The organism is Escherichia sp. E4736, assembly GCF_005781225.1.
Lineage (GTDB): Bacteria > Pseudomonadota > Gammaproteobacteria > Enterobacterales > Enterobacteriaceae > Escherichia.
The window spans coordinates 1-1222 of record NZ_VATT01000076.1 but is presented as its reverse complement, the minus strand read 5'-3'; the positions used below and the strand labels follow the sequence as shown (position 1 = coordinate 1222).

Genomic DNA, 1222 nt, shown 5'->3' with positions numbered 1-1222 from the left:
CATAGTTACGGATCCGATAGGCTTAAGGGGCGGTTTAAACCTCTATGCTTATGCGCCTAATCCACTGTCATGGATCGATCCGCTGGGATTAGCTGGATGTAATGCTCAACAACGTCGCAATATATCTGATCTCCGAAATGGTAAAGATGTCACGGTTAGAAGTGTTGACGAAGCAAGGGCATTATTAGATAACATGCCGGATCTTAGGCCTCATGTTGACAGTTTCCCTGCAAGGTCTGGTGAGCTTTATAGTGGCACCAAATTCAGTGATGTATGGAAACAACCAGCGGGAACATATCGGGGTGATTTATATAATGTGAAAAATCCATTGTCTGATGTTGTTCATAATTCTAAAAACCCATTACACGATAATAATCCGCACTATAATATTATCTTTGGTGATGGTACTAAAGCTGGGATAATTATCGTTCCTTAGTGAGGTTTACATGAGAAATACAATAGATAATAGGATGTTAGGCTCAATACCATTGGTGGAAAGGACAATTGAATCATCTGGAAATGAACTATTTATTACATATACTATAATTGATGATTTAGATTTCGATATTACACTCAAGAAAACTTATCATTCTTATGAGCAATTGGAAAATTTAGTTGTAGTCTTTTTGTCTGATGAAAAAAAACACAATGAAGATATATTAAGCTGGAGTGATGACTTTTCCATTAAGCAGAAGAAAGCAAAAAAAGAATTGTTTTTAAGATTTGATTCAGGTCGATTATTCTTGCCTGATAACGGAGAAGGATTTATTTTTGATGGAGATGTTAATTATATGAGAACGTGGATAGGTAAACTATAAAATCGTTTGCACTGTTGATTTTCATAAGCCGGGGAGATATTAAACCTTCCCGGCTTTTTTATTATTTAATTCTCGTTCAGCACACTAAACATCCCATCTCGCATCCCCTTAACTGACTGTTTAAACTGATAAAGTTCCCTGCGCAGTTCCTGTACTTCGTTGTTATCCGCAAGCAGGATCAGGCAACCTTCCGAGATCTTCACGGTAACGCCCGTGCCGATCTCAAATCCCGCTTCTCTCAGCCATTTAGCGCTGATTTTGATCACCGGCGTGTCGCTGCGGTTGGGCAGATGCTGCGCTGGCAGCACGACGGGCAGAGTCGGATGGCTGCCGCCAGGCGTACCGTGACCACGCGCTGAACGTGGTCACAGAAGTGGAGTTCGCCGGCGGTCGGATGCCGGGGA

At 41.6% G+C, this 1222-nt stretch carries 3 protein-coding genes; 2 read left to right on the top strand and 1 reads right to left on the bottom strand.

What is annotated here, in order from left to right:
- Positions 1-436 (top strand): RHS repeat-associated core domain-containing protein (locus tag FEK46_RS23320; protein ID WP_276608998.1); only part of this gene is annotated, 436 nt, incomplete at its 5' end.
- A gap of 10 nt (positions 437-446) precedes the next feature.
- Positions 447-818 carry a hypothetical protein gene (locus FEK46_RS23315; RefSeq protein WP_135559934.1) on the top strand — a complete coding sequence of 124 codons (372 nt, stop codon included), beginning with the start codon at positions 447-449 and terminating at the stop codon, positions 816-818.
- A gap of 65 nt (positions 819-883) precedes the next feature.
- Here FEK46_RS23315 and FEK46_RS23310 read toward each other — a convergent pair whose 3' ends face one another.
- Positions 884-1126 (bottom strand): SymE family type I addiction module toxin, encoded by a 243-nt coding sequence (locus FEK46_RS23310; protein ID WP_135559933.1) that lies wholly within the window; start codon positions 1124-1126, stop codon positions 884-886.
- Positions 1127-1222 lie beyond the last annotated feature (96 nt).

Bases quoted from the DNA above. Each gene is read 5' to 3' on its own strand.
- FEK46_RS23315 (WP_135559934.1), top strand. From the start codon at position 447: ATGAGAAATACAATAGATAATAGGATGTTAGGCTCAATACCATTGGTG.